The sequence below is a fragment of the Gammaproteobacteria bacterium genome (assembly GCA_003696665.1).
GTDB lineage: Bacteria > Pseudomonadota > Gammaproteobacteria > Enterobacterales.
The window spans coordinates 1-1,948 of record RFGJ01000138.1; the positions used below are offsets into that span (position 1 = coordinate 1).

Consider the following 1,948-nt stretch of genomic DNA (forward strand, 5'->3'; position numbering starts at 1 on the left):
CGCCACAGGTTGGTGATTCCTTTGAAGGAATTGTGTTTGATGAAGATCGTGGGGAAGTGCTACTTAAGATTCCAGGATTGGATGCTGATGATGCTTATGGGGTAATACGCCGCGATGAGAATATTTTGCTTGGTAAAGTAAAGGAAGGTGATAAAGTCGTTTGTGTGGTAACTGATGTGAAGCAAGAACATGATTATTGGCGAGTTGAATGCCAACTGGGATAAGAGCCAGTTTATGGCGAATCTCTTTTTGGATAGGAAGAGTTGCTTGGAAAAGCCACTTTGCCGAAATCCCGGCGCTACCCCTCGGCTGGGGCTGGTAGTTGTGGATTGACAATTTTCGGATTGTTGAATTTTCAGATTGAAGATTGGAGAGCGTGATGAGTCGGAAGATAATTACTTTTTTAGGCACTACTCCGAGGAATACCGAGTATGAGTACGGTGGAAAACCTTATCCCGGAAAGGTGTTTGCCGAGGCTTTGTACAAATTCGTTGCTTTTGATGAAATGTACGTTTTTGTCACAAAGGAGGCAAAAGAAAAATCTTATCCAGTTTTAGAAAAGTTGCAGGACAGACGCATCAAGCCCATGGATATTGACCTTGGCAAGGATGTCAGTGAAATGTGGGGATGGTTCGATAAAATTCTGGAATGCGTCGAATCTGGCGACACAGTCATTTTTGATATCACACATGGATTGCGTTCCATCCCTTTTCTGGTCTTTCTGTTTGCTGCTTTTCTCAAGTCGGCAAAAAATGTGATCATCGAGGCCATCTATTATGGGGCATACGAACTCGGCGATTCAAAGACCGGGAAGCCTGCGCCGGTCATTGACCTTTCAGAGTTTGTTTCTATGCTTGATTGGCTTACTGCTACAGAACAATTTGTTCAAACAGGCAATGCTCGTGCTCTTTCAGAATTGCTGAATCCAACAAACACACAACAAGGCTCCTTATTTGAGGCTGCCAGCATGTTGAATACAATTTCCCAGGCAGCACGTTTGTGTCAGCCATTTACACTTATGCAGGAAGTGGGCAGGCTTGGCAAGGCCCTTGAGCAAGCGCAGCAAGAATTGCAAATTGCTGCTCCGCCTTTTTGGGTGTTGAAAAAACAAATCGTTGATACGTTTGGGCAATTCCAAAATGATGGCGGGGATGAAGCAGAAATGCTGCGAACTGAATTTCGCCTGATTGAGTGGTACTATTTCAAAGGCCAGATCATTCAGGCTGTAACACTGGCACGTGAGTGGTTAATTGATGCTGTAACCTATCGTTTAGGACAGTCTCTTGATTATTTGATTGATAAACGTCGCCCGTTTGAGGAAGCTATTTCCGGTATTTCCTTGCTTGGAAAACCGCATCCGCAAGACCGGGAGCGTACGTTTACCGAGGATGACCTGAATCGCTGGGGCCTTGAATTGCTTCAATGGCCAGAGCGCGCCCAATTGGCGCAACTGTGGGTGGACTTGAAAAAAGTGCGTAACTCTCTGGATCATGCCGAACATCAGCGCAAAAAGGAAAAAGAAAAGACGCTTGATGCCCTGCAAAAACTGCAAAACAAAATTGACGCAAAAATCATGCCTGAATTGCGAACACTGGCAAAAGACTGGGGCTTTGTATAGAAGCATGTTACTGACATGGATAAGAGTATGACCACCCTCCTCTCCCTCATTGGCGAACAGCCCATCCCGAACCTGCTCCCCATCCGCGCTCTGCAGTCGGATGAGAACATCCTGGTGTACACAAACCGCACTGAGCCAGTCGCCCGGCGGCTGCGCAGGTTGATTTCCGGCCATGATGACCTGAAAAACGATTTGCAGGTGCCCGCCTACAACTTCGAACAGGCCTTGCAGGCCATGCAGCAGCGCCTGGACGGAATTGCCGAGGTGACTTTCAACCTGACCGGCGGCACGAAGATGATGGCGCTGGCCGCGTATGCCCTGGCCGCCCAA

Annotated in this window: 3 protein-coding genes; all 3 read left to right on the forward strand. The window is 47.4% G+C overall.

From position 1 onward, the window contains the following. A partial coding sequence (locus D6694_04330; protein RMH45756.1) for a hypothetical protein occupies nucleotides 1-224 on the forward strand: 224 nt, incomplete at its 5' end. A gap of 155 nt (nucleotides 225-379) precedes the next feature. After that, a complete protein-coding gene (locus tag D6694_04335; protein RMH45757.1) occupies nucleotides 380-1,618 on the forward strand; it encodes a TIGR02221 family CRISPR-associated protein in 1,239 nt (412 codons plus the stop codon). Nucleotides 1,619-1,633: 15 nt separating this feature from the next. After that, on the forward strand, nucleotides 1,634-1,948 hold a 315-nt coding region (locus tag D6694_04340), incomplete at its 3' end, for a DUF1887 family protein (GenBank protein RMH45758.1).